The sequence below is a fragment of the Streptomyces sp. NPDC052721 genome, from assembly GCF_040678315.1.
GTDB lineage: Bacteria > Actinomycetota > Actinomycetes > Streptomycetales > Streptomycetaceae > Streptomyces.
Genome location: NZ_JBFATL010000023.1, coordinates 40,000 through 65,613, shown reverse-complemented (window position 1 = coordinate 65,613; position 25,614 = coordinate 40,000). Strand labels below are relative to the sequence as shown.

Below are 25,614 nucleotides of genomic sequence, written 5' to 3'. Positions count from 1 at the left end.
ATGGCACCCGACAACGGACAGCCCGCAGCACCCGGCACCTCCGGGGCGTCCACCGGCAAGGCCCGGGTCACCCGGCCGCTGACGGGGGAGGAGTACATCGAGAGCATCCGCGACGGACGGGAGATCTGGGCGTACGGCGAGAAGGTCGACGACGTCACGAAGCACCCGGCGTTCCGCAACACCGTGCGGATGACGGCCCGCTTGTACGACGCCCTGCACGACCCCGAGCACCACGACACCCTCACCGCGCCCACCGACACCGGCAGCGACGGCTTCACCCACAAGTTCTACCGGGTGCCGCGCAGCGTGCAGGACCTCGTCGGGGACAGGGACGCCATCGCCGACTGGGCCAGGCTGACCTACGGCTGGATGGGACGCAGCCCCGACTACAAGGCCAGCTTCCTGGTGACCCTCGGCGCCAACCCCGACTACTACGGCGACTTCGCGGACAACGCCCGCCGGTGGTACGCCACCGCCCAGGAGAACGTGCTGTTCTGGAACCACGCGGTGATCAACCCTCCGGTCGACCGGCACCGTCCCGCCGACGAGGTGGACGACGTCTTCGTGCACGTGGAGAAGGAGTGCGACGACGGACTCGTGGTGAGCGGGGCGAAGGTGGTGGCGACCGGGTCCGCGCTCACCCACTTCAACTTCGTGGCGCACTACGGACTGCCCGTGAAGAAGAAGGAGTTCGCCCTCGTCGCGACCCTGCCCCTGGCGGCACCCGGTGTGAAGCTCATCTGCCGCCAGTCCTACGAACTGGCCGCGAGCCGCACGGGCAGCCCGTTCGACTACCCGCTGTCGAGCCGGCTCGACGAGAACGACACCATCTTCATCCTGGACAAGGTGAAGATCCCCTGGGAGAACGTCCTCATCTACGGGGACACCGCCAGGGCCGGCACCTTCCTGCAGACCTCCGGCTTCACCCACCGGCTCACCTTCCACGGGGTGACCCGGCTGGCCGTGAAACTGGACTTCCTGGCGGGCCTGCTGCTGAAGGGCGTGGAGGTCACCGGCACCAAGGACTTCCGGGGCATCCAGACCCGGGTCGGCGAGGTCCTCGCCTGGCGCAACATGTTCTGGGCGCTGAGCGACGCGATGGCGCACAACCCCGACCCGTGGCACGACGGAGCCCTGCTGCCCAACCTCGACTACGGCATGGCCTACCGGTGGTTCATGACCGTCGGCTACCCGAGGGTCCGGGAGATCATCCTGCAGGACCTCAGCAGCGGGCTGATCTACCTCACGTCGCACGCCAAGGACTTCAACGAACCTGAACTCCGCCCCCATCTGGACCGCTTCATGCGGGGCTCCAACGGCTACGAGGCGGTGGAGCGCGCCAAGTTGATGAAGCTCATCTGGGACTCGGTGGGCACCGAGTTCGCGGGCCGGCACGAGCTGTACGAGCGGAACTACTCCGGCAACCACGAGAGCGTGCGGATCGAACTGCTGCACGCCCAGACGGCTTCCGGTCTCGTCGACCAGTACCGGGGCTTCGCCGAACAGTGCATGGCGGAGTACGACCTGGACGGCTGGACGGCACCGGACCTGGTGCCGCCCGACGTCGACTGAGCGCCGCGGCCCCGCCCGGCCGGACGGGCCCGCCGGGCGGAACGGCAGGGGGGGCGGGAGGAGGCCCCCCGCCCCTGCCGCTCAGCCGGTGACCAGGGCCAGCGTGAAACCGTCGTACCCCTTGGTGCCGACGGTCTGGATCGAGGTGGCGGTGACGTCCGAGCGGCCGGCCAGCATCTCGTGGAACCGGCGCACGCCCTGGACGCCGGCGTCGGGATGGTCCGGTTCGGTCACCGCGCCGCCCAGGACGACGTTGTCGACGACCACCACCGAGCCCGGCCGGGACAGTTTCAGCGCCCAGGTGAAGTACTCGGGGATGTCGGGCTTGTTGGCGTCGACGAACACCATGTCGAAGGGGGCGGTACCGGGCCGGTCGAGGGCCGGCAGGATGTCCAGCGCCCGGCCGACGTGCTGTTCGACGAGGTGGGCGACCCCCGCCTCGGCGAGGCGCGACGCGGCCGACTCGGCGAAGGACCGCTCCCACTCGATGGTGACCAGGCGGCCGTCCGGCGGCAGCGCGCGGGCCAGCCAGATGCTGCTGTACCCGCCGAACGTGCCGATCTCCAGGATGCGCCGCGCCTGCCGCACACGCGCCAGCAGATGAAGCAGTTTTCCCTGAGGGGCGCTGACGGCCAGGTCCGGCAGGTCGAAGTCCCTATGGGCCCGGGCGGCCTTCGAAAGTGCTTCGTCCTCCTTCACGAGAAGGGAGCTGAAATAGGCGTCGACACTGTTCCATCGCTCTTGTTCCATGGTTGCAATAATTCACGAGAAACCCGTGGATGGCAAGAGCTGAATTCGGCGTCCATGCTGTCGCCAACCTGGGAAGGGCCAGGTCAGCGGCCTATTTAAGGCTGCCCAGAAACCTCCGTCAAAGAAATTCATGAGGCGGTCGGTCATGTTCGGAAATTCCTTGGGTGTGGCGTTGACCGTCGTCCTTTCGGTCGCCTAGCCTCCCTTTCTGGAACCTGGTGGAAAAACCTATCCCGGACAGGAGTGTCATTCCATGCGAGAAGGCTCTGCCGCCACAACGGCCGCACCCCCGGTGCACCTGGTGCCGGCGATGCACCACCTGGGCGTCCAAACCCGCGACCTGGACAACTCCCTGGCGTGGTACAAGGACTTCTTCGGCTGCGCCGAGACATGGACGCTCAGCACGTTCTCGGACCTGACCCGAAGCAGGCTCCCCGGCATCACCCGGCTCACCGAGATCAGCGTCGCCGACGTCCGCTTCCACCTCTTCGAACGCGACGGGCACCACCCGGCCCTGCCCGGCGGCAACAAGGCCCAGTTCCAGCACGTCTGCCTCGCCACCGGTTCCCCGGAGGAACTGCGCGCCTGGCGCGAACGCTGGATCGAGCTCTACCGCTCGGGCCGCTACGACTTCGCGACCGAGGAGCAGCCCACGGACATCGTGGTCGACGCCGACGGAGTGCACAGCTGCTACCTGTTCGACCCCAACGGCCTCGAGTTCGAGTTCACCTACGTCCCGGGAGGTGCGGCATGAGCGCGGGACCGCACCGGACCGTCACCGAACTGCCGGTCCCCGAAGGCTGGGACTTCGGGGACTTCCCCTACGGCCTGGAGCCGCTGACCCTGCCCGAGCCCCCGCACGAGCCCGCTGCCGACGTTCCGGACGTGCTGTGCGCCGAGCCCGCCCCCGGCGGTGCGCGGCCGTCCTGCCCGCGCACCGGACCGGCGCCCGGCGTCCCGGAGCTGGCCCACCAGCTCTTCTGGTTCCGCTGGATCACCGGACACCAGGTGACCTTCGCCATCTGGCAGTTACTCGGCCACGCGCTGCACCAGGCGCACGCCCGCACCGATCCCGGCCCGTCGCTGAGGGCCATGACGGACCTGACACGGGCGTACACCGCGATGCTGCTCTACACCGGCTCCTGCCCCAAGGACGTCTACAGCGACGTGATCCGGCCCAGCATGTTCCTGCAGCACCGCGGTTTCAGCGGGACCTGGGCGCCGGACTTCGTACCCGTCCGCCGGCTGCTGCGGGGCAGGAAGACGCCGTGGCACGACACCCCGGAGGGCGGCCGGCTGGCCGACGAGGTCCGGCTCTACCACCTGGTGCACTCGGGGGTCGCCGCGAAACTCGTGCCCGGCGGCAGGTCCCTGCTTCAGGACACCGCCCCGACGGCCCGGCCGCACGACCCCCGGATGCAGGCGCTGGTCTACGACAACTACTTCCTCACCCTGCGCGCCGACGTCCCGACCGCCGAGGTCGTCGACCAGCTCCGGCGCCGGCTGGCCGCGGTGCGCCTGGACGTCTCGGTCAACGGGCTGTACCCCGGGCTGACCGCGCAGGAGGACGCCGCACTGCCCGAGGAGTTGCGCAGCGAGGACACACAGGCCTGCGAGCGGGACTTCGACGCCGTCCTGCGGCGCGTCGACGGCCTTGCCGCCGCACTCGACCGGCGGTTGCTCGACGGCACGATCGCCCGCTGAGCCTCCGCCACCCGATCACGCGACACGAAAGGAGCGGTGGACCGTGCGGTACGGAGTCGTCGTCCTGCCCGAACGCCGGTGGCGGCAGGCCCGTGAACAATGGGTCCGCGCCGAGGAGTTCGGATTCGACCACGCCTGGACCTATGACCAGCTGATGTGGCGGTGGCTGCGTGACGAGCCCTGGTTCGGCGCCGTGCCCACCCTGGCGGCGGCGGCCGAGGCCACCTCGACCCTGACCCTGGGCACCATGGTGGCCACACCCACCTATCGGCACCCGGTGACGCTGGCCAAGGAGGTGATGACCCTGGAGGACATCGCGGGCGGCCGGTTCATCTGCGGGCTGGGAGCCGGGGCCGGCGGCCTCGACGACCGCGTCGTCGATCCGGCCGCCTACTCGCCGCGGCAACGTGCCGACCGTTTCTCGGAGTTCGTCGAGCTGCTCGACAAGCTGCTGAGCCGGCGCAGCACCACACACGCCGGCACCTACTACGACGTCCGGGAGGTGCCCATGCACCCGGGCTGCCTGGCCACGCCCCGGGTGCCGTTCGCCATCGCGGCGACCGGGCCGCGCGGCATGCGGCTGGCGGCCCGCCATGCCGACGTGTGGATCACCGCGGGCCGGCCCGGCGACTTCGACGCCCTCCCGTACGAGGAGACACTGCCGGTGATCAAGGAGCAGCTGGCACGCCTGGACGAGGCGTGCGAGCAGACCGGGCGGGATCCCGCCACCCTGCGCCGGCTGCTGCTGACCGGCGCCATGGTGGGCGGCACGCTGGACTCCGTCGAGGCGTACCGCGACGCCGCCGGCCGCTTCGGCGAACTCGGCGTCACCGACTTCGTCGTCCACTGGCCGCGGCCCTCCTTCCCCTACCAGGGCAGGGTGGGGGTGCTGGAGCAGGTCGCGCGGGACGTGCTGACCGTCCGGGGGGAGGAGCGGCCGTGATCGCCTACGAGATCGTCGACATGTTCACCGGCACGCCGTTCGAGGGCTGCGCGCTCGGCGTGGTCCCGGACGCGACCGCACTCGACGAGGACGGCATGCAGGCGGTGGCCCGCGAGACCGGCCTCACCGAGACGGCGTTCGTCCTGCCACCCGAGTCGCCCGACGCCACCCACCGGGTGCGGGTCTTCACCCCGGAGCGAGAGTCACCGTACGGCGGGCACTCCGCCATCGGCACGGCCACCACCCTGGTGCGGCTGGGCCGTCTGCGGGCGGGGGAGCTGGTGCAGGAGTGCGGGGGCCGCCTGATGACCGTGCGCGCCAGTGCCCGTCAGGCCACGCTCAGCGTCCGGGGGGAGCCCGTGGCACCCGGCGCCTGGGATCCCGTGCCGTTGCTCGAGGCGTGCGGCCTCACCGAGGACGATCTGGTCGCCGAGCCCCGCGTGACCGGGTTCGGGCCGGCCTTCCACGTGCTGCCGGTCGGACCCGAGGCGGTCGCCCGCGCCGGACACCACCCGGCGCACCCGGTGTGGTCCACCTGCCCGGACGCGGTGGTGGTCGCCTACGACAGCCGTGAACACCTGGCCGACGTCAGGGTCTTCGCCCCCGGTTACGGCATGCCGGAGGACCCGGCGTGCGCCTCCGCGGCCCTGGCACTGGGCGCCTGGCTCACCTGCGCGGGCCTGGTGCCGGCGACGGACGGTACCCGCGCCTACCGGGTCCGGCAGGGGCACGGGCTGGGCCGCCCCGCCCGGCTCGACTGCGCCGTGACCGTACGCGATGGCCGGGCGGTCGCCGCCGAGGTGACCGGGGAGGTGGTGGCCACCGCCAGCGGCCGGATGCGCCTGCCCCGCACGGAGGCCGTCGCGCGCTGAGCCGGGGCCCGGGCCGTGTGCCGCGCGGAGCCGCGGAAGGCACCCGGACCGGCACCCAGGGCACACAACGCCCAACCCTGCACCGCAGAACGAAGAGGAAACGAAGAGGAGAGGAACCCGACTGTGTTGTTCCGTCCAGAGCTGCGCGGTACCCGGGGCGCGGTCGCCTCGACCCACTGGCTGGCCTCGGCCGCGGGCTTCCGCATGTACGACAAGGGCGGCAACGCGTTCGACGCGGCCGTCGCCGCCGCGTTCGTCATCCAGGTCGTGGAACCCCACCTCAACGGGCCCGGGGGAGACGTACCCGTCCTCGTCCACCGGGCCGGGAGCGGGCGGGTCGACGTCGTCTGCGGCCAGGGCCCCATGCCCCGGGCGGCGACCATCGAGAGGTTCGAGCAGCTCGGCCTGTCCGTGGTCCCCGGTTCCGGCCTGCTGCCCGCGGTGGTGCCCGGCGCTTTCGGCGCGTGGCTGCGGGTCCTCGCCGAGTACGGCACCCTGCGTCTGGAGGACGTCCTGGAGCCGGCGATCGGCTACGCAGAACGCGGCTATCCGCTGCTTCCCAAGGCGGCGGCGATGATCGAGGCCCTCCAGGAACTCTTCCGCGACGAGTGGACGGAGTCCGCCCGCACGTACCTGGTCGGCGGGGCCGCGCCGCGGCCCGGTCAGCGCATGACCAACCCCGACCTGGCCCGGACCTACCGGCGCGTCCTCGACGAGGCCAGGGCGGCGGGCGCCGATCGCGACAAGCAGATCGACGCGGCCCTGCGCGCCTTCTACGAGGGCTTCGTGGCCGAGGCCATCGACGGCTACCTCGCCAAGGCGGAGGAGATCGACGCCACCGGCCGCCGCCACCGCGGCCTGCTGACCGGCGCCGACCTGGCCGGCTGGCGGGCGACGGTGGAGCCCTCGCTCTCCTTCGACCACCGCGGCCTGACGGTGCACAAGGCGGGGCCCTGGTCCCAGGGCCCGGTCTTCCTGCAACAGCTCGCGCTGCTGCGGGAGTTCGACCTCGCCGGTATGGGACCGCACAGCGCGGAGTTCGTGCACACCGTCACCGAGGCGGCGAAACTGGCGTTCGCGGACCGCGAGGCCTGGTACGGCGATCCCGCGCACGCTCAGGTGCCGGTCGGCGACCTGCTGGACCCGGCCTACGCGGCGGCCCGCCGCGAGCTGATCGGCAGTGAGGCGTCCACGGAGCTGCGGCCGGGCTCGCCGGGAGGCCGGACACCGGTGCTGCCGCCCGTCCACGACGAGTCCGCAGGTCCGGCCGGTCCCTCCTGGCTCGGCGAGCTCGAGGAGGGCATCCCGGCGGTGGTGCGCTCCACGGCCGCCCGGGGCGACACCTGCTGCGTCACCGCCACCGACGCCCGCGGGAACATGGTGGTCGCGACACCGAGCGGGGGCTGGCTGAAGAGTTCGCCGGTGGTGCCAGGGCTGGGCTTCCCGCTCGGCACCCGTGGGCAGATGGCCACGCTCACCCGGGGACACGCCAACGCGCTGGCTCCCGGCAAGCGCCCGCGCACCACCCTCAGCCCGACCCTGGTGCTCCGGGAGGGCAGGCCCGCCCTGGCGTTCGGCACACCGGGCGGCGACCAGCAGGACCAGTGGACGCTGCAGTTCTTCCTGAGGCACACCGAGCACGGCATGGGGCTTCAGGAGGCCGTCGAGGCGCGGACCTTCCACACCGACCACGTTCCGACGTCCTTCACCCCCCGGCGTTTCGCTCCCGGGACGGTGACCCTCGAAAGCGGCATGCCGGCGGAAACCATCCAGGAGCTCCGGCGGCGCGGCCACCAGGTGCGCACGGTCGCCGACTACAGCCTGAGCAAGGTGTGTGTCACCGGCCTGGCCAGCGATGACATGGTCATCGCGGCGGCCAGTCCGCGCGGCGCGCAGGCTTACGCCGTCGCGGATTGAGGATGCCACCCGGATGCGATAACTTTCCAAAAGGAAATCGTCTTGGCGAATGGAAGGGGAACGCATGGTGCCCCACCCGTCACTGGACCCGGGTGACCACATCGTTCTGGGAGAAGCACGGCAGAACAACCTCAAAGGCATCAGCCTGCGCATCCCCAAGGGACGGTTGACCGTCTTCACCGGCGTGTCGGGGTCCGGCAAGTCCTCCCTGGTCTTCGGGACGATCGCCGTCGAGTCGCAGCGGCAGATGAACGAGACCTACCCCGCGTTCATCCGCAACCGCCTCCCCAAGTTCGAACGGCCCGACGCGGAGGTCATCGAGAACCTCTCCACCGCCATCGTGATCGACCAGCGCCCGGTCGGCGGCAACGCGCGCTCCACGGTCGGCACCATGACCGAGATCCACCCCATGCTGCGGGTCCTGTTCTCCCGGCACGGCAGGCCCGGCGCGGGCCCTTCACACATGTACTCCTTCAACGATCCACGCGGCATGTGCCCGGAGTGCGAGGGCCTCGGATCCAGGGTGCGGCTGGACCTGAACCGCCTGTTGGACGAGGACAAGAGCCTCAACGAGGGCGCCATCCGCTTCCAGCCCTTCGCGGTGGGCACCTTCCCGTGGCAGCTGTACGCGGAGTCCGGGCTCTTCGATCCCGACCTGCCGCTGCGGGAGTTCTCCGCGGACGACCGCGAACTGCTGCTGCACGGTTCCGGGTTCAAGGTCGACCGGGCCGGCCGGCACGGCGTCTACAAGAACGAGTACGAGGGGATCGTGCTGCGCTTCACCCGCCGCTACCTCAAGGCGGGCCTCGACACCCTCAAGCCGAAGGAACGGGCGGCGGTGCAGGAGGTCGTGACGGAGGGGCCCTGCGAGGCCTGCGGCGGCGCCCGGCTGGGACCGGCCGCGCTCGCGTCGCGGATCGCCGGGGAGAACATCGCCGACTACTCCGCCCTGGAGGTCACCGATCTGATCGGCCGCCTGGAGCGCATCGACGCTCCACCGGTCAAGCCGGTGGTCCAGGCGGCGCTCGCCGCCCTGCGCAGGATCGAGTCCGTCGGACTCGGCTACCTCAGCCTCGACCGCCAGACGGCCACGCTCTCCGGCGGCGAGGCGCAGCGGCTGAAGACGGTACGCCACCTGGGCAGCAGCCTGACCGGGCTGACGTACATCTTCGACGAGCCGAGCGTGGGCCTGCACCCGCGCGACGTGCGCCGTCTGAACGAGCTGTTGCTCGCCCTGCGCGACAAGGGCAACACCGTGCTCGTGGTGGAGCACGACCGGGACGTGATCGCCATCGCCGACCATGTCGTCGACATGGGCCCGGGCGCGGGCAGCCAGGGCGGCGAGGTGGTCTACGAGGGATCGCCGGCCGGGTTACGGCGCTCGGACACCCCGACCGGACGCGGCCTGCGTGCGGTGCCGGGACTGAAGCGCCGACTGCGCGCCCCTGACGGCAGGCTGACGGTCAGCGGCGCGCGGCTGCACAACCTCAAGGACGTCACGGTCGACGTGCCCACCGGTGTGCTGGTGGCGCTGAGCGGTGTCGCCGGCTCGGGCAAGAGCTCGCTCGCCCGGGAGCTGGCGGCCCGGCACCCGCAGGACGCGGTCGTGGTCGACCAGTCCTCGATCGGGATCTCCTCCCGTTCCACCCCCGCGACGTACACCGAGATCATGGACACCGTCCGGCGGCTGTTCGCCCGCGCGTCCGGAACCGACCCCGGGCTGTTCAGTTTCAACTCCGCGGGCGCCTGCCCGGAGTGCCAGGGCCGCGGTGTGATCGAGACCGACCTCGCGTTCATGGACCCGGTCACCACCGTCTGCGAGCGCTGCGAGGGGCGCCGCTTCAACGACGAGGCGCTGCGCCACACCCTGTCCGGCCGGAACATCGCCGACGTCCTCGCCATGACGGCCGAGGAGGCGATCGAGTTCTTCGCGGAGGACTCCGTCCGCCGCAAACTGGCGCTGCTGACGGAGGTCGGCCTCGGCTACCTCACGCTGGGCCGCTCCCTGTCCACCCTGTCCGGTGGCGAACGCCAACGGCTGAAGCTGGCGCACCGGCTGCACGCCTCCGGCAGCGTCTACATCTTCGACGAACCGTCCACCGGCCTGCACATGACGGACGTGGGCAAGCTGCTCGCCCTGTTCGACCGCCTCGTCGACGGCGGCAACACGGTGGTGGTCATCGAACACGACCTCGACGTGCTCAAGTACGCGGACTGGATCATCGATCTCGGCCCGGAGGCCGGCCGGCACGGCGGCCGGGTGGTCTTCGAGGGCACCCCGGCGGACCTGGCGCGGATGCGCGACTCGCACACCGGCCGGTGTCTGGCCGAGGACCTCGCCGCACACGGTCACCTCTGACGGCCCGGAGCAACGGCTCGCCGCCGAGTCCGGGCCGGCCCGTGCCGGCAGGCCCCTGGCCGGGGTCGCACTCCGTCCTCCCGCACGCCTCCCACCCGACAAGGAGTCCGTATGCCCCTCATCCACGTCACCCTGCTGAGCGGTCGCGGCGAGGAGGAGATCGCCGCCCTCGGCCGGGCCGTCACGGAGGCCGTACACACCACGCTGGGCACCCCCCGGGAGGCGATCCGGGTGACGGTGGACGCGTGCCCGCCCGAGCACTGGTTCGTGGGCGGCGTCTCGATGGCGGAGAAGAAGGCGGCCCGGGGCGGCTGAGCGGTGCTCCGGCCGCCCCGGGCGCCGCGGTTCAGGCCGCGTCCGCGAACCGCCGGCGGATCCGCCCGACGTGCTCCGGGTCCACGGCCGGGAGATCGTCGCGGGTGAGCCGGCCGCTGCGCGTCAGCAGGTGCGCGTTGAAGGTCTCCGGCGCCAGCCCCACGCAGCGGTCGATGTTCTCGAACCACTCCAGGCTGGTCAGCGCGGTCCGCTGCATCCGCTCCACGGCGGGCCGCCGCTCGGCCTCGTAGGCCGCCAGCGCCTCGGGGACCGTCCGGTGGTCGTGCAGGGCCGTGGCGAGGGCCAGAGCGTCCTCCATCGCCAGTTTGGTGCCCGAACCGATCGAGAAGTGCGTCGTGTGAGCGCTGTCACCGAGGAGAACGAGGTTGCCGTGGCTCCAGTCGCGGTTGCGTACGGCGGCGAAGCGACCCCAGTACGACCGGTTGCCCCACAGCCCGTGTCCGTCCAGCAGACCGGTGAAGTACTCCCTCACCCTCCCGATGCTCTCCCGGTCGCCCACCGGGTCATCGGACCGGCGCTCCGCGGCACGGAAACCGGCCGCTCGCCACACCGCGTCACCGATCTCCACGATGAACGTGCTGCGACCGGGGGCGTACGGGTAGGCGTGGGCCTGCACCGGGCCGTGCTCGGTCTCGACCACGGCGAAGGTGAGCGCGTCGAACGGCCGGTCCGTGCCGAGCCACATGTAACGCGACCCGGCCTGCTCCCGCTCCGTGCCGAACTCGGCCGCGTACCTGGCGCGGGTGCGCGATCCCACGCCGTCCGCGGCGACGACGAGGTCGTGGGACGCGCGCAGCCGGGGCACCTCGGGTGCCGGGGAGCCGAAGTGCAGACGCACCCCGAGGTCGGCGCAGCGCTCCTGCAGGAGCCGGAGCAGGGTGTGGCGGCTGATCGCGGCGAACCCGTACCCCTCGTTGCGCTGGACCCGGCCCCGGTAGCAGACGTCGATCCGGGTCCACCGGGCGAACTCCGCCCCGACAGCCTCGAACAGAGCCGGGTCAGCGGCCTCGATGCCGCCGAGGGCGCCGTCGGAGAAGACGACGCCGAACCCGAACGTGTCGTGGGCCGCGTTGGCCTCCCACACCTCCACGACGTCGTGGGGCCGCAGGCGCTTGACCAGGCAGGCCGTGTACAGCCCGCCGGGACCGGCTCCGATCACCGCTATCCGCATGACACCTCACTGGGGCTCCGAGAGAGATGGATGGATGTGCAGAGACCAGTAAATGGTATCCGAAGAGAAATGATCTGGTGTCAATCCCCCTTCCTGCTCTGCGAGTTCCGGGAATGACCGAACAGATCGTTGCCCACACGTAATCACATGCTGGCGGAAGGATGCCACATGCCGGACGTCCCCACATCCACCCCGCTCCCGGCGGCCGACCTGGCGGGCCTCTTCCGCGCCCTGGACCCGCCGCCGTTCGCCCTCGTGCGTCGTACCGCGCCGGACGGGACCACCACCGGCCCGTTCGACGTGTTCGTCGGCACCATGGACACCGTACGACGGGTGACGGACCTGCCGTCGGGCCCGGCCCTGCCGGGCGGGGGACCCCACACACTGGCCCTGCTGCCGTACCGGTGCCTGACCGAAAGAGGGCTGGACTGCCACGACGACGGCACACCACTGAGGGTCCTGCGGATCCGCCGGCGGCACACGGCCGGCCATGCCGCGCTCACCGCGGCCCTCGCCACGGTGCGGCCCCCGGGAGACCTCCTCGGGGAAGGCGCCGGCTTCGACGGCTCCGACGAGGACTACACCGACCTGGTGCGCGACCTCGTGGCCCACGAGGTGGCGCGTACCGGTCTGCACGTCCTGATCCGCAGGGACTTCACCGCCCGGCTGCCAGGACACGGCCCCGCCGTGGCGGGCGAGCTGTTCCGCCGGCTGCTGGCCGCGGAACACGGTGCGTACTGGACGTTCGCGGTGTACACCGGAGGCCCCCACGGCGCCGCACTGGCCGGAGCCTCACCGCAGGGTCACGTCACACTCCGGAACAGCCGGGTCGTGATGCGCCCGATGTGCGGCACGCTCCGCCTTCCGCCCGGTGGCCGGCCGAACCCCGCCGACCTGGTGGCCTTCCTGCGTGACGGCAAGGAGTCCGAAGAACTGGGGGCCGTGGTCGACGCGGAACTGGCCATGCTGTGCCGGATCAGCGAGGGGGACGTACGCCTGGAAGGACCGCGTCTGCGACCACTGGCCCGCGTACTGCACACCGAGTGCCGGATCAGCGCCACCGCCGCGCTGCCCGCCCGGCACACGCTCGCCGGCTCCCTGTTCGCGGCGACCGCGGTGGGCCGCCCCTTCGCGGACGCCTGTCGCGTCATCGCCCGGCGCGAACCGACCGGGCGAGGTTACTACGGCGGGCTGATCGCCCTGCTCGGCCAGGACGACGCGGGAAACGAGGAACTGGACACGGCCGTGCTCATCCGCACCTTCGAGGTGTCCGGGCAGGGCCGGCTGAAGCTGTCGGTCGGAGCCACCGTCGGGCCCCGCTCCGTGGCCGCCGACGAGACGGCCGAGACGCGCGCCAAGGCCGCGGCCCTGGTGTCGGTGCTCGCGAGCGGTGGACCGACCCCAGAGGACGGCGCCGTGAGCCACGGGCGGGCGGGCCGTGGTCCCCGTGGCCCGGAGGCGGCCGGCGGCCCGGCCACCGGCGAGGGAGACCGAGTGCCGGGTGACCGGACGCGGCACCACCAGGCCGCCGGCCGGCAGCCCACGCCCCCCGCCGACCCGGCCTGGTGCCCGTCGGTGACCGCGGAACTGGACCGGCGCCGCGCCCGTCTGTCCGCCTACTGGCAACGCCCACGGCGGCCGGGCGGCCGGCCCGCTCCACGGCCACCGGTGCTGCTCGTCGACACGGCGGGCGAGGAGACGGCGCCGCTGGCCGCCATGCTCCGCGGACTGGGCCGCACCGTCGAGGTGCGTTCCGCGCACCCCGCGGCGGCTGCGCCAGGGACCGTCGCGCCCGGAACCACGGTCGTCCTCGGCCCCGGCCCCGGTGACCCGTTGGCCCGCGGCGACGACCGCGTCGCCGCTCTGCGCGCCATGGCGTCCGCCCTGCTGTCCAGCGGAGCACCCACGTTCGGGGTCGGGCTCGGCTTCCACCTCCTGCTCGCCGAGCTGGGTCTGGCCGGGGCCGCGCGAGCGCGGGACGGGGCCGCCGGCCAGCGGGAGATCGAGGTGTTCGGCCGACGCGCGACGGTGGGATACGGCGGCACGCACACCGTGCTGGCCGGCCCGCACACGGACACCCTCGCCCGGCGGCTGTCCCTGACGCTCTGGTACGGCCCGGCCCACGGCGAACTGGTGGCCATGCGGGGCCCTCGAACCGGCGGCGTCGCCTTCCTCCCGGCATCGGTGCTGAGCGTCGAGGGGGCGGAGCTGCTGGATCTCCTGCTGCCCTGAGCGAGCGGGCGCCGGCGGGCGGGGCCCCGGCCGCTCACGCGTTCGCCGTGCTCCCGAGTTCGAGCACGGTCCGCGCGGCCGACTCCAGCGCGAGCGTCATCGAGCCGCCGTTGGGCTCGAACGAGGTGTGGTCGCCGGCGAAGTGGATCCGGCCCTCCGGCCGGCGCATGGCCGGCATCAGGGAACTGTGCCCCACCTCGGGAAGGATGTAGGCGCCTTCGATGTACGGCTGCTGGTCCCAGACCACTGAGGTGCCGGTCTCGAAGTGCTCGCGGGCACCGGGCAGCATCGACTCGACCTGTTCCAGGGCGAAGCGGATCCGCTCCTCGGGGCTCAGCACGGCGAGCGCCCGGGCCCGCCAGCCGGTTATCAGGCACTCCAGTATCTTGCGGGGCCCGGGCAACCGGGGAGTGGCGTCCCGGACCCACCGCACCGGCAGATCCGTGGAGAAACTCGCGTTGTCCTGGGGCCAGAACCGCCGGCGCATCTGGAGGTAGACGCGCACGATCGACGAGTACTTCACCCGGCGCATCACGGCCTGTTTGGCGTCGGACAGCCCGGCGTCCGTGAAGTCGATGTGCCGGATCGCGCTGAACGGCACCGTCACCACCACCCGGTCCGCGTCCACGGAGCGCATGCGGGTGCCGTCCAGGAAGGTGACACGCGCGCCCTCGTCGTCCTGGGCGACCCGCACCACCGGAGCGCGGTAGCGGATGCGGCCCTTCAGCCGCTCGGCGAACGCCTGGGGGAAGCGATCGGTTCCGCCCTTCACCTTCGACCACCGGGGATCGGCGTTGGACAGCGAGTGCGGGCTGGACTCGTGCCGCAGCCAGGACAGGGCGGAAGCCGTCTTGAGGTCCCCGCCGCGCATCTCCAGGAAGTGCGGTTCCACCAGGTCGATCGCCGCCGGCGAGGCACCCCGCCCGGACAGCACCTCGTACACCGAGCGCCGGTCGTACGGTTCGAGCAGGGGGGTCGGCGCCCAGTCCGCCGCCGTGATGTCGGGTTCCAGCGCCTCGTAGGCGCGGCGCACATAGCGGTCGATCATGTCGGCGACGCTCAGCCCCTTCTCGTGCGGGGCGAGCGGGAGCCCGGCTCGGTCCAGCGAGTCGGCGTCGGGACCGAAGAACCGGTTGCCGACGAAGTACGAGAACTGGGTGCCGACCAGGTCGGCCGTCTCCAGTTCCACCCCCAGTTCGCGCAGGTAGTGCATGGCGTAATGGCAGTGCGGGGTCAGCGTCATCGCGCCGGCCTCGGCGTACAGACCGTCCGCGAACGGCTCGCGCAGTGTGTACGCCCGCCCGCCCGCACGGTTCGACGCCTCCAGGACCGTCACGTCGGTGCCTCGCTGGGCCAGCTCATGGGCCACCGCGAGGCCCGACAGACCCGCACCTATGACGACGACCCTGTCAGGCACCCTGAGCCCCGGCATCCCCCTGTCGAACTCGCGACGCACGTCGGTCTGCGTGACCTCGGCCATCGGGTCTCCCTCCCCCGTGACTGTGCACGGTTGCCGCTCATATGATTGACAGGGGGAAATCATATTCGGATGTTCTCGGCGGTAAAGCCGCCCATGTCACGTGCGTGTTGAGCCTCAACCCGATGGGGTAGCTGCCTGTCGGCAATCGTCGCCCCCTGGGAGCCGTTTCCTTCGCACCCGGCCGTCGTTCGGCAGGACATGGACACCGCACCGATCCTCGTCCTCGGAGCCACCGGCTCCACGGGCCGGCGTGTCACCGCACACCTGCGGGCTCTGGGAGCGCCGGTCACAGCCGCCTCCCGGCACAGCGCCACCCGATTCGACTGGAACGACCGCCGTACGTGGGAACCGGCCCTGCGGGGCGCGAGCCGCATGTTCCTGATGGCCCCCGACGGCATCCCCGTCCACCCGGACCTCGTCGGCCTGGCCGTGGACCTCGGCGTCGAACGCATCGTCCTGCTGTCCAGTCGCGCCATCGAGGCGATAGGAGACCAGAGGCTGATCGCAGCCGAGGACACCGTCAAGAAGTCCGGAGCCGCCTGGACGATCCTGCGCATCGACTGGTTCGACCAGAACTTCGACGAGGGCCCCTTCCGCGACGCGGTCCTCGCCGGTGAGCTGGCGCTGCCGCTGGGGGAGTGCCGACAGGGGTTCGTGGACCTGGATGACGTGGGGGCCGCTGCCGCCCGGACTCTGACCGAGGACGGACACACCGGCCGGACGTACGAACTGACCGGCCCGCAGGCGCTGTCCTTCGCCGAGGTGTGCACCGTCATCCAGGACGTCACCGGCCGCCCGATGAGGTTCCACGGCAGCGACGACGCCTACCGCGCCGCGCAGACGTCCTTCGGCCGCTCCGAGGAGTCCGTCGAACGGGACCTCACCGCCTACGCGGCACTGCGCGCCCTGGGCGACACCGAGCCTCTGGACACGGTGCCCCGCCTGACCGGGCGCCGTGCCCGCACCTTCCGGGAGTACGTCACCGAAGCCGCGGCCGGGAACGACTGGCCCCGTCCCTGACAGACTCACCGCCGGCACCGGCGTGTCCCCGCACACCGCCGGCCGGCCGGGCCGATACGGGCGCGTGACGCCCCACGAGCGAGAGCGAGTGATCGCCGCGGCGGGACGAGCAGGGCGCCGAGCGGGCGCGGATGCGATGCGGGACGGGCAGCACGAACGCGGGAATGTTCGCCGGGCGGGTGTGGTTGAACCGGGCGTGACGGTGAAGGGGACAGTGTCCCCGGGCCTCATCCATCGCATGCGAGGACGATCGTTCGGCTGAAGCCTCGCATTGCCTTTCGCCGCGTAGGCGACCGCCCTTCACGGTCACACCCCTTGCGGGTTCGCCCCGGCCGGCATGCCGGCCGGGGCTCATTCGCTTCAGGCGCTCCCTGGCGCCGCCAGTCGGCCACTCCGGGCATCACAGTTGGCCGCTGCTTCTTCTCCGGCGCCTCGCACCAGAGGGTCTGTCCTCACCCCCTCCTTCGGCGCTACGGTGAGGTGCCCGAATGCCGACTGCGGCGGAGCGGAGGACGGTGCGCTTCAGGAGACGACGCAAGCCAGAGCCGCCGGAGCGCACGGATCCGCCGGCGCAACCGGCCGCCGCTCAGGGCGACGATCCGGACCCCGTCGACACCTGGTTCCGGTACTGCCCGGTGTGCGGCTCGCTCGCGGCCGGCGGCTACGTCTTCCACCTGCCGCACGGCGTGGACGGCACGTGCCACTTCAGCCAGGGCGTCGACTGCAAGGACGAGAAGGTCACCATGCGCCGGGCCATGGCCGTCACGGGCATGAGCGAGGAAGCCATCCTCACCGAGGTCTACGCGTCCATCAGCAACCCGGACAACCCCATGCGCAACGAGGCCGCGAACCGCCTGGGAATGGCACCACCGCGACCCGCGGAGGCAGCCTTCGGGAAGACGCAGACCGACAGCGTGGCGGTGGCGCTTCAGACGGTCGTCGACCAGGCAGTCCCGGCCGTGCCCGTCATCGACGGGCCGAGGCTCAGGGCCGAGTTCCGCGCCGTCGCGAAGTCGTGGTCCAGCAGGGGCCTGTGCAGCGGCACGGCGGAGGAGGCGACCGGCATCCTCCGCGTCAACCTCGAACGCGACCTGCTCCGGCAGGACTTCGCGTACTTCGTGGTCGAAGTGATCCCTGACAGCTTCTGCGCCCAGATCTCCGCCCTCTACGGAGGCGTGTTCACGGGCTACCGGATCTGGCGCACCGCCGACCGCCTCCACTTCTGCGGCGGCCGGCAGGCCATCCTCGGCTATGGCTCGCCCGACGACCACGGTGGCCGAGCCGCCATGTGGCACGACCACGGCCTGCTGCCGCGGCCCCACGCCGAGGCCCTCACCGGCAAGGAGGCCCGCACCAGCCAGCTCCTGGACGAGCTGTTCGCCATCGCCGTCACCCGCGGGTTCCTGACCGGAGGCGGAGCAGATCCACGAACCCGGACGATAGGCGCCGAGTTGGACGGGATGGGCGGGCTGCGCAGCATGCTCCAGGCGCACGCGGTCGTGGACCGCGAGCTCGGCCGGTCTCACGCCCGCCACCTGGAGTTGGCCTGGGACGGTGTGGGCGAGTGGCGCGGCGAGAGCCGGTAGGCCGTAGCCGATATCGCCCGACCCCGTGCCGGAGCTGAAAGGCGCCTGCGCTACCACGGCACCGACGCGGTCGGCGAGCAGCGGCAGGGTGTCGAAGCCTGGTGTTCGCGTAGCCGGCGCGGGCAGCGTGTGAGGTCAGAGGGCGAGCTTCGGGGGATATGTGGCGCTTGGTCTGGCTCTGTACGGCGGCACACTTCCGGTTGCGGGGCATTGGCTGGAGCGGCGAACGGCCACTGAGGTGGTTCCCCTGCTCTCCTGCTGGGCGAACAGGGGAACTGCCTCAGTGCTCGGTTCAGCGCGGGTAGGGCAGGTCGGCTTCCAGGGTGCCGGCGGGGCTCGTGTGGAGGGTTCCGTCCGGTCCGCCGAGCCGGAGCTGCCAGGGGTGGGGACTGTTGGTGGTGACGCGGAGGCGGTCGCCGTCGCGGTGCAGGTGGAAGCGGGCCGTCTCGCCCGGCCCGTCGGGGCGGGGGATCACCAGCGTGTGTTCCGTGCCGTCGGCGAAGGCGTGGACCCGCAACTCGACGCCGTCGGCCCAGGCCGAGACGGGGTGCTGGTCGTCGGCGGCGAGCGGGATGACCGAGTCGGGGCGGGCGAGCAGCGGCAGGGTGTGGAAGCCGTGCTGTTCGCGTACCCAGCGCGGGCCGGTGACCTGGTCGCCGGTCAGTACGTTCGTCCACGTCCCCTCGGGCACGTAGTACTCCACCGTGCCGTCGTCGGTGAAGACGGGCGCGACGAGCAGGTCGTCCCCGAGCATGTACTGCCGGTCGAGTGCCGCCGCGCCCGGGTCGTCGGGGAACTCCAGCACCAGGGCCCGCATCACCGGGATGCCGGTGGTGTGGGCCTGCTGGGCGGCGCGCTGGAGGTAGGGGGCGAGGCGGTGTTTGAGGCGGGTGAACTCCCGGGTGACCTCGACGGCTTCCTCGCCGTAGTCCCACGGGACGCGGTAGGAGTTGCTGCCGTGCAGTCGGCTGTGCGAGGAGAGCAGGCCGAACTGCACCCAGCGCTTGAAAACGGTGGGGGTGGGGGTGCCCTCGAAGCCGCCGATGTCGTGGCTCCAGAAGCCGAATCCGGACAGGCCGAGGGAGAGCCCGCCGCGCAGTGACTCGGCCATGGCGTTGAAGTGGGACTCGCAGTCGCCGCCCCAGTGGACCGGGTACTGCTGGCCGCCGGCGGTGGCGGAGCGGGCGAACAGCAGAGCCTCGCCCTCGCCGCGCTCCTCACGCAGCAGGTTGAAGACGGCCTGGTTGTAGAGGTGGGTGTAGTAGTTGTGCATCCGCTTGGGGTCGGAGCTGTCGTGCCAGACGACGTCGGTGGGGACGCGTTCGCCGAAGTCGGTCTTGAAGCAGTCCACGCCCTGGGTGAGCAGGGTGCGCAGTTTGCCGGTGTACCAGTCGCGGGCGGCCGGGTTGGTGAAGTCGACCAGGGCCATGCCCGGTTGCCACAGGTCCCACTGCCATACGCTGCCGTCGGCGCGGCGTACCAGGTAGCCCTCGCGCATGCCCTCGTCGAACAGGTGCGACTTCTGTGCGATGTACGGGTTGATCCACGCGCTGATGCGCAGGCCCTGCTGCTTGAGCCGGGCCAGCATGCCCTCGGGGTCGGGAAAGGTCTCCGCATCCCATGTGAAGTCGGACCACTGGTACTCGCGCATCCAGAAGCAGTCGAAGTGGAAGACGCTCAGTGGGATGCCGCGTTCGGCCATGCCGCCGACGAAGCGGTTGACGGTGGCCTCGTCGTATTCGGTGGTGAAGGACGTGGTCAGCCACAGCCCCAGTGCCCATGCCGGGGGCAGAGCCGGACGTCCGGTGAGAGCCGTGTAGCGGACGAGGATCTCCTTGGGGGTGGGGCCGTGGACGACGAAGTACTCCAGCGACTGGTCCTCGACGCTGAACTGCACCTGGCCGACCGACTCGGAGCCGACCTCGTAGCTGACCCTGCCCGGGTGATTGACGAAGACGCCGTATCCGCGGTTGGTCAGGTGGAACGGGATGTTCTTGTAGGCCTGTTCGCTGCTGGTGCCGCCGTCGGCCTGCCAGATGTCCACGCTCTGCCCGTTCTTGACGAACGGGGTGAAGCGCTCCCCCAGGCCATAGACCAGCTCTCCGACTCCCAAGGAGAGCCGGCCGAGCATGTGGTGGCGGCCCTCGGCGTCGGTGACGAAGCCGGTGCCGCGCTCGCCTGCGGAGGTCAGCACGCGGCCGCCGGCGGTGAACTCCAGCCGCCACGGCTGCTGCGTGTCCACGCGCAGCGTCAGTTCACCGGAGGCCAGTTCCAGCACCGCTCCGTCCCGGCGCACCTTGCCGGCGTCCGCTTCGGCGCCGGGCAACGCGAACTCCGGTCCCCGGCACGCCGATCCGGCGTGGTGGGTCGTCCGCACGCCGATGATCCCCTCGGCCGGGGACCAGCACTCCACTGTCAGCAGCGGGCTGTTGAGGGTGTCACCGCGCCGGCTCACGTGTTTCACGGGCGCGTACAGGGTCATCCGGTGGTCGTCGGCGCGGACGTCGGCGACCTCGGTGGCGTAGCGTGCCGTGCAGCCGGGACGCATCAGCCAGTAGCCGTCCGTGAACTTCATCGGGCAGGTTCCTCCGTGCGCGCACGGTGTGCGGCGATCAGGCCCCGGTACCAGTGGCAGCTGTCCTTGGGGGTGCGGGTCAGGGTGTCGTAGTCGACGTGGACGAGGCCGAATCGCTGCTCGTAGCCGCGTGCCCACTCGAAGTTGTCCAGCAGCGACCAGACGTGGTAGCCGCGTACGTCCACACCGGCGGCGACGGCGTCGGCCACGGCGGTGAGGTGGTCGGCGAGGTAGGCGATACGGTCGGGGTCGTGGACCTGGCCGTCGGGCGCGACCGTGTCGGCCTCCGCCGAGCCGTTCTCGGTGATCCAGATCGCGTCAAGGCCGACGTCGGTGAGAGGCATGGGACTTCCTCCGGATGCAGAGACGGCGAAGCGGCGGGGTGATCATCAGTTGCTGGTCGCGGCTCACGCGAGCACCGCGCAGCCACCGGGCGGCAGTTCGTGTGCCACGGCACCGGTGAGCAAGTCGTGGGCGGGCTCCGGCAGGGGCAGGGTGTCGGTGCGGTGGTTGATCAGGACGCGCCAGCGGCGGCCGTCGGGCGCGTGCCGGGTGACGGCTTCGACACCGGGCGGCAGGCCTGGCAGTTCGGGTTCGACGTCGGCCTCCTTCAGCAGTCGGCGGACCAGGGCGCCGTAGCCGGTCTCCTCCAGGCGGGTCGAGAGGTACCAGCCCTGCCCGGTGCCATAGCGGTGCCGGGTGAGCGCGGGGCTGCCCGCCAGCATGCCGTGGGTGTGGGCGGCGAGCGTCTCAGCGCCCTCGGCGCGCACGGACTCGCTCCAGACGGTGCCGTACGACCCGTCCGACAGGGCGATCCGCTCCTTGCGCCGCAGCGGCCGGTACTCCTCGACGCGGATGCCCAGCGCCTCGCGCAGCGGCCCGGCGGGACAGCCGCCCAGCCGGGCGTGCAGGCGCTCGTCGACGCATCCGCTCGCGTGCTGGACGAGCAGCGTCCCACCGCCCTCGACGTAATGGCGCAGGTTCTCGGCTCCCGCGTCGGACATCAGGAACAGGGCCGGTGCGATGACGAGCCGGTAGCGGCCCAATTCGTGTTCGGGGTGGGCGAAGTCGACCGTGACGCCCGCGTCCCACACAGCTCGGTGCGCTCGGCCCAGTGCCTCGTGGTAGTCGAGGTCGGGGGAGGGCAGGCCGTCCGTACTCAACGCCCACCAGGCGTCCGAGTCGTGGAGGACGGCCACCGGCGCGGTGACCGTCGATCCCGCCAGCTCTCCGAGCCGGGCGACCGCCTCGCCGACCTGCGTGACCTCCCGGAAGATCCGGCTGTCGGGGCCCGCGTGCGGGATCATCGCCGAGTGCCACATCTCGGCGCCGGCCCGGGACTGCCGCCACTGGAAGAAGAGGGCGCCCTCCGAACCGCGGGCGATGTGCCCGAGGGTGTGGCGCAGGATCTCCCCGGGCTCCTTGGCAAGCACCCGGTCACCGTCGTAGACGGTGCTGGTGCCCTGTTCCATCAGCAGCCAGGGGCCGCCGCCGGCCAGGGAGCGGGTGCGGTCGGCGTGGAAGGCGGCCTCGGCGGCGGCGTCCAGGCCGGGAGCGCTCGGGTACTGGTCGGATGTGACGATGTCGAGTTCGCGGGCGAGGGCCCAGAGGTCGATGTTCTGGTAGGCGGGGAGCATCAGGTTGGTCGTCACCGGCCGGTCGCTGTGCGCGCGGATCGCGTCGCGCTGCTCGCAATAGGCGGCGATGATCTCGTCCGACCAGAAGCGGTGGAAGTCCAGTGCTTGGCCGGGGTTCTTGTGCCACTGTGTCGCACGCGGCGGCAGCACCTGCTCCCAGGAGGTGTAGTGCTGGCTCCAGAACGCTGTTCCCCAGGCCTCGTTGAGGGCGTCCAGCGAGCCGTGGCGGGCGCGCAGCCACACCCTGAAGGCCGCGGCCGTGTGGTCGCAGTGGCAGAGCGTGCCGTACTCGTTGTGCACGTGCCACAGCGCGAGGGCGGGGTGGTCGCCGTACCGCTCGGCCAGGGCTGAGGCGATCCGGCGGGCCGCGCTGCGGTAGGCGGGCGCGGTGAGGCAGTAGGTGTCGCGGCTGCCGTGGGTGAGTCGGGTGCCGTCCGGGGTGACCGGCAGCGCGTCGGGGTGGGCCAGGGTGAACCAGGGCGGCGGGGAGGCCGTCGGGGTGGCGAGGTCGACGGCCACGCCGCCTGCGTGCAGGCGGTCGATGTGGGCGTCCAGCCAGGCGAAGTCGTAGCGTCCCTCCTCCGGTTCCAGCAGGGCCCAGGAGAAGACACCTATGGTGGCCAGGTTGACCCTGGCCTGGCGCATGAGCGTGTCGTCCTCCTTCCAGACCGGTTCGTCCCACTGCTCGGGGTTGTAGTCCCCGCCGAAGGCGAGCCCGCCCAGGCGGTCGGTGATGCTGCGTGTGGTCATGACGGTGCCTTCGTACGGAGGGTTCGGGCGCTGTTTCCGGGCCGCCCGACCCTCTGTTCGGAGAGTCGGGCGGTGCTTCCGGGCAGAGGGCGGTCGGGACGGCGGGTGCGGAGCGCGGTGACCGGGAGCCGGACCTCACACCGGGTCGCCGTAGAGGACTCCGCGCCCGTTGGTCCCGAAGTAGACGCGGCCGTAGACCCGGGGGTCTCCGGTCATGGTGTTGCCGGTCCAGGCGTACTGGTGGCGGTCGTCGTTGACGCGGGTCCAGGTCCGGCCCGAGTCGTCGGACCGGAAGATGCCGCGCACGCCTCGGATCTTGGAACTGGTGTACACGGCGGGATACGCGGCACCGGGCGCGGCCTTGCCGAATCCGACGACGTCGCCCTCGTCCACCGCATCGAACCTGGTGAAGGACGTTCCGGAGTCGGCCGACCGCCACAGCCCGTACGGTGTGGGGGTGGTGGGCTTGGTGGTGCCGCCGGCCAGCCAGATGTCGCCCTCGTGGCCCGGGACCGGCTTGAACCGGACGTTGCCCGCGGTGGGCAGACCGGTCGCCGCCGTGGCCGTGAAGCTCTTGCCGCCGTCCGTGCTGAGGTAGAAGACGCCGGAGGCGTAGGCGTAGAACTTCGCGGGGTTCACCCGGTCGGAGCGCACCGGGGCCCCGGCCGGCAGCCCCTTCGACGCCGTCCAGGTGGCACCGTGGTCGTCGGACCAGCTGACCGGCGCGCCGGCCGGTGACCAGACGATGCGTCTGCCGTCGGCGCTGATGGCGACGGCCTGGTCGTCGACTCCGGGTCCGGTGACGCCGGACGGCTCGCTGTCCGACGGCGTCCAGGTGTTGCCGCTGTCGGTGGAGATGGCGAAGTGCTGGGTCCAGCCGCTGGTGGGGTTGCCGACCCGCACGATGGTGTGGGGCGCCAGCTCCGCGTAGTCCAGGGCCGGGGTGGCGCCGAAGGTCGGGTTGTCGTACATCTTCGTCGCCTTGTGCAGATCCGTGTGGCGGAAGCCGCCGACGTCGCCGACGCCCGAGAAGAGGTGAGCGGGACCGACGGGTGGGCTGATCACGCAGCCGATCGAGCACTCCTCCAGGCCCTGGGCCCGCACGGAGATGTGCACCGTGCCGCCGCTGTCCCAGTCGGTCAGGTTGTCGGCGCCGTAGATCGTCGCGCCGGTTCCGTACATGAAGTGGTCGGAGTCGAAGGGGTCGATCTGGACGGACTCCATCATCCAGCCCAGCTTGGGGGCCATCTCGGGCAGCGACGGCGAGGCGTTCCAGGTCAGCCAGGGGGCGGCGGAGATGTCGATGTCGTAGCGCAGGGTGCGTTCGCCACTCGCGCCCAGGTCCCACGCGCGGGTCCAGGTCGCGCCGCCGTCGGTGGAGCGGAAGAGGAGGCAGTCGGGGTACCACTTGACCTGGGTGGACACCATCAGGGTGTCCGGATTCTGCCGGTCGATGGTCAGGCCGCTGTAACCGTATTTGTTGTCGTCGCTGGTCGACGGGACCGGGCTGATGCGGGTCCAGGTGTCGGTGGCGGTGTCCAGCTTCCACACGTCGCCCTTGGAGCCGTCGTAGGGGCCGGCGGTGTTGCTGGTCGCCAGGTACAGGTGGCCGCCGACGTGGTCGAAGACCGCGTGGTGCGGGATGAAGCCGGTGGGCTGACCGGGTACACGTTCCCAGGTCGCTCCCGCGTCGGTCGACCGGTAGAGGATGTTGTCCTTGTCGGCGACGGTGACGTAGAGGGTCCGGGTGGCCCTGCCCGCTCTGCCGGTGCGCTTGTCGAAGACGACTTGCAGCACGCCCAGGTTGTCGCCGTTGTAGCCGTCGGGGTCGGCGGGGTCGATGACGAAGTCGCCCGGGTTGGGGAAGCTGGTCACCTTCGCGAAGGTCTTGCCGTGGTCGGTGCTGCGCCACAGCCCGTGGCCCCCGCGCACTCCCAGGTAGAGGATCCTGTTGCGGTTGGGGTCGATCACCAGCCGTTCGCCGATGCCGCGGCCGGGCATGTTGCCGCCCAGCCGGAACGGCAGGGGAGTGGTCTTCCAGGTTCGGCCGCGGTCGGTCGAGCGCAGGATCGCCGCCATGGTCGGGTCCCAGTCGGGGAGGGTGTAGGTGCCCGCCGCCAGGTAGACGCGGTCGGGGTCGACCTCGTCGGTGGCGATGCTGATGATGCCGGTGTGTCCGTACTCGTCCCAGCCGATCCAGTCGGTGAGGGGCAGCCACCGCCGGGACGCCGTGTCGAGGCGGTAGGCGCCGCCGATGTCGGTGCGGGCGTACACCAGTCCGGGTTCGCGCTGGTTGAAGACGATGCCGGTGACGAAGCCGCCGCCGACTGTCTCCGCGTTGCGGAAGGTGTAGGGCGTGGATCCGGCCGCTCTGGCCTGTCCGGCCTGGCGGGCGGACGCGGCGGAGGGGGCGAGCACAGGGAGGGCGGCCGCCGCCGCGCCGGCGGCCAGCAGACCTCGGCGGGAGAGGTGCGGGGCATGGGGCATGGCGGGTCCTTGCCTTTCGGGTCCGGGTCCGTACGGGGCCTGCGCACAAGCAGCAGTCCGGCGGCTCTGGCGTGGTCGGGGAGGGTGGGCGGATGGTGTCAGCCCGTCCGGGCCGGCCGACCGTCCGTGAGCCGGTCGTGGCCGGTGACGGGGAGGCGGGGGTCGGTGTGGCGTGTCACCGCCGTCCGTCCCGCGAGCATGAGGGGGGTGCTGGAGCCGTCGT

The 25,614-nt window shown here is 71.5% G+C and carries 17 protein-coding genes and 1 pseudogene; 11 read left to right on the top strand and 7 right to left on the bottom strand.

Features of this window, described 5'->3' with window-relative positions:
• Entirely contained in the window at positions 1-1,572 is a 1,572-nt protein-coding gene (locus AB0L21_RS22200) for a 4-hydroxyphenylacetate 3-hydroxylase N-terminal domain-containing protein (RefSeq protein ID WP_365785886.1), read from the top strand.
• Between the two features lie 81 nt (positions 1,573-1,653).
• Here AB0L21_RS22200 and AB0L21_RS22195 read toward each other — a convergent pair whose 3' ends face one another.
• The gene (locus AB0L21_RS22195; RefSeq protein WP_365785884.1) at positions 1,654-2,322 is read right to left on the bottom strand and encodes an O-methyltransferase; all 669 of its coding nucleotides are present in this window, start codon (positions 2,320-2,322) and stop codon (positions 1,654-1,656) included.
• A 253-nt stretch (positions 2,323-2,575) separates the two neighbouring features.
• Here AB0L21_RS22195 and AB0L21_RS22190 point away from each other — a divergent pair, with 253 nt between their 5' ends.
• From AB0L21_RS22190 to AB0L21_RS22160, 7 genes are all read left to right on the top strand, one after another.
• On the top strand, positions 2,576-3,076 hold the full coding sequence (locus AB0L21_RS22190; RefSeq protein ID WP_365785883.1) for a VOC family protein: 501 nt from the start codon (positions 2,576-2,578) through the stop codon (positions 3,074-3,076).
• The gene (locus AB0L21_RS22185; RefSeq protein WP_365708073.1) at positions 3,073-4,026 is read left to right on the top strand and encodes a hypothetical protein; all 954 of its coding nucleotides are present in this window, start codon (positions 3,073-3,075) and stop codon (positions 4,024-4,026) included. The genes AB0L21_RS22190 and AB0L21_RS22185 overlap by 4 nt, the downstream gene beginning before the upstream one ends.
• Before the next feature lie 43 nt (positions 4,027-4,069).
• Positions 4,070-4,969, top strand: a complete 900-nt coding sequence (locus tag AB0L21_RS22180; protein ID WP_365708071.1) for an LLM class flavin-dependent oxidoreductase — start codon at positions 4,070-4,072, stop codon at positions 4,967-4,969.
• Positions 4,966-5,841, top strand: a complete 876-nt coding sequence (locus AB0L21_RS22175; RefSeq protein ID WP_365785881.1) for a PhzF family phenazine biosynthesis protein — start codon at positions 4,966-4,968, stop codon at positions 5,839-5,841. The genes AB0L21_RS22180 and AB0L21_RS22175 overlap by 4 nt, the downstream gene beginning before the upstream one ends.
• Positions 5,842-5,964: 123 nt before the next feature.
• Positions 5,965-7,758: a gamma-glutamyltransferase family protein gene (locus tag AB0L21_RS22170; RefSeq protein ID WP_365785879.1), complete on the top strand. Its 1,794-nt coding sequence runs from the start codon at positions 5,965-5,967 to the stop codon at positions 7,756-7,758.
• A gap of 64 nt (positions 7,759-7,822) precedes the next feature.
• Positions 7,823-10,117 carry an excinuclease ABC subunit UvrA gene (locus tag AB0L21_RS22165; protein ID WP_365785877.1) on the top strand — a complete coding sequence of 765 codons (2,295 nt, stop codon included), beginning with the start codon at positions 7,823-7,825 and terminating at the stop codon, positions 10,115-10,117.
• A gap of 111 nt (positions 10,118-10,228) precedes the next feature.
• Positions 10,229-10,432, top strand: a complete 204-nt coding sequence (locus AB0L21_RS22160; protein ID WP_030647055.1) for a tautomerase family protein — start codon at positions 10,229-10,231, stop codon at positions 10,430-10,432.
• A gap of 31 nt (positions 10,433-10,463) precedes the next feature.
• Here AB0L21_RS22160 and AB0L21_RS22155 read toward each other — a convergent pair whose 3' ends face one another.
• Positions 10,464-11,624: an FAD-dependent monooxygenase gene (locus AB0L21_RS22155; RefSeq protein ID WP_365708062.1), complete on the bottom strand. Its 1,161-nt coding sequence runs from the start codon at positions 11,622-11,624 to the stop codon at positions 10,464-10,466.
• Between the two features lie 168 nt (positions 11,625-11,792).
• On the opposite strand from AB0L21_RS22155, the gene AB0L21_RS22150 reads away from it, so the two are divergent.
• On the top strand, positions 11,793-13,856 hold the full coding sequence (locus tag AB0L21_RS22150) for a chorismate-binding protein (RefSeq protein WP_365785875.1): 2,064 nt from the start codon (positions 11,793-11,795) through the stop codon (positions 13,854-13,856).
• A gap of 34 nt (positions 13,857-13,890) precedes the next feature.
• Here the strand turns inward: AB0L21_RS22150 and AB0L21_RS22145 are convergent, their stop codons facing one another.
• Positions 13,891-15,336: an NAD(P)/FAD-dependent oxidoreductase gene (locus tag AB0L21_RS22145; RefSeq protein ID WP_365785873.1), complete on the bottom strand. Its 1,446-nt coding sequence runs from the start codon at positions 15,334-15,336 to the stop codon at positions 13,891-13,893.
• A 198-nt stretch (positions 15,337-15,534) separates the two neighbouring features.
• Here AB0L21_RS22145 and AB0L21_RS22140 point away from each other — a divergent pair, with 198 nt between their 5' ends.
• The gene (locus tag AB0L21_RS22140) at positions 15,535-16,356 is read left to right on the top strand and encodes an SDR family NAD(P)-dependent oxidoreductase (protein WP_365785871.1); all 822 of its coding nucleotides are present in this window, start codon (positions 15,535-15,537) and stop codon (positions 16,354-16,356) included.
• A 488-nt stretch (positions 16,357-16,844) separates the two neighbouring features.
• Positions 16,845-17,942, top strand: coding sequence for a hypothetical protein (locus AB0L21_RS22135; RefSeq protein ID WP_365785869.1), 1,098 nt, complete (start codon positions 16,845-16,847; stop codon positions 17,940-17,942).
• A 292-nt stretch (positions 17,943-18,234) separates the two neighbouring features.
• Here AB0L21_RS22135 and yicI read toward each other — a convergent pair whose 3' ends face one another.
• The 4 genes and pseudogenes from yicI to AB0L21_RS22115 all read right to left on the bottom strand — a co-directional run bounded on the left by yicI (position 18,235) and on the right by AB0L21_RS22115 (position 25,391).
• Positions 18,235-20,517 carry an alpha-xylosidase gene (gene yicI, locus AB0L21_RS22130; protein WP_365785867.1) on the bottom strand — a complete coding sequence of 761 codons (2,283 nt, stop codon included), beginning with the start codon at positions 20,515-20,517 and terminating at the stop codon, positions 18,235-18,237.
• Positions 20,514-20,831, bottom strand: a pseudogene (locus AB0L21_RS22125) (family 1 glycosylhydrolase); the annotation flags it as partial. The gene yicI and the pseudogene AB0L21_RS22125, both read right to left, overlap by 4 nt.
• Positions 20,832-20,924: 93 nt before the next feature.
• On the bottom strand, positions 20,925-22,904 hold the full coding sequence (locus AB0L21_RS22120) for a beta-galactosidase (protein ID WP_365785865.1): 1,980 nt from the start codon (positions 22,902-22,904) through the stop codon (positions 20,925-20,927).
• A gap of 135 nt (positions 22,905-23,039) precedes the next feature.
• Positions 23,040-25,391 (bottom strand): xyloglucanase, encoded by a 2,352-nt coding sequence (locus tag AB0L21_RS22115; RefSeq protein WP_365785862.1) that lies wholly within the window; start codon positions 25,389-25,391, stop codon positions 23,040-23,042.
• Positions 25,392-25,614 lie beyond the last annotated feature (223 nt).